Origin of the sequence: Amycolatopsis sp. NPDC059027 (assembly GCF_042739735.1) — a bacterium.
Classification (GTDB): Bacteria; Actinomycetota; Actinomycetes; order Mycobacteriales; family Pseudonocardiaceae; genus Amycolatopsis.
In genome coordinates this window covers 1-1,068 of the sequence record NZ_JBHYIK010000179.1, presented here as the reverse complement: position 1 = coordinate 1,068, position 1,068 = coordinate 1, and the positions used below count along the sequence as shown (strand labels likewise).

The 1,068-nt window shown below is 58.5% G+C and carries 2 protein-coding genes; both read right to left on the bottom strand.

All coding sequences use genetic code 11. The features are described from left to right. A partial coding sequence (locus tag ACFWY9_RS44975) for a hypothetical protein (protein ID WP_378341783.1) occupies positions 1-750 on the bottom strand: 750 nt, incomplete at its 3' end. Between the two features lie 66 nt (positions 751-816). Beyond that, positions 817-1,068, bottom strand: a 252-nt coding sequence (locus ACFWY9_RS44970; RefSeq protein WP_378341782.1) for a hypothetical protein, incomplete at its 5' end; no start/stop codon positions are given.

Below are 1,068 nucleotides of genomic sequence, written 5' to 3'. Positions count from 1 at the left end.
AAAATCCTTCGTAAACTTGTTCTTCCCCGCAGCCATATGCATCGCCGACGCCAACATCGCCGCCACCATCCCCGCGACCGCCGACGCCACCAACGACTGCACATCCGCACCCTGCCGATGATGCTCCAAACTCGTCACCGCCTGCGGAGCCCCCGTCTCCACCGTCTCCTCCGCACCCTCCTGCACCACCTCACGCGCAAGCCACCACTTATCCCGCACCTTCGTCTTCGCCACATCAAAAACACCCTTCAACGTATCCGCGAGCAACCTCGACTGGACCGCCGACTCCTCCACAACCTTCGTAAACGCCCTATTCCCAGCCACCACCAACCCAGGAACACCCAACGCATCACCCGTCACCACCGCGATAAAAATATCCATCGCGAAAATCCACAGAACAAGCCACCCCTCATAAACAGACTCCTCCCCATTCACCCCCAACTGCGCCGACTGAAAACCCGTATACCGAGCCATCGCCGCCTGCCCCGGAACCCCATCCACCACCCCCCGAACATGATCCGCGAACGCCCGCGCGGTACCCCCACTAACATTACTCAAAACACCAGAAGAAAGACCATCAACATCAGCCACAGCACTCAACAACGAATTCGCATGCTCCTCCAACCGAGCCTGCAACGCATACATATCACCCGGCTTCACCTGCGGCAACTGCTGACCCGTCGCCACATACATCATCGACTCATAAATAGGCCCCCAAAAAGGATCATCCGGTATATCAAAAACACCCATGACTCACCTGCCTATCCATGAACCGACAAATTAAGACAAGATCACCGGCCTTGTCCGGCGCCGTGGTCAGCTCGGCTTGGTCACATCCGCGTCACCTGGCACTTGCGTCGCCTTCCAAGGCTCCACATGGGAACTATCCGACTTGACGAAATCCCGCTTATAATGCGGCGCATCCGGCTTCTTATCCACCACCGCAGCCACCCACTGACCCGAACCACCCTCACCCGAACCCGGACGCCCCGACTTCACAAAATCCCGCCTATTCCCCGGCGCATCCGGCATCTTCTCCACCACCCCAGCCACCCACTGACCCGAACC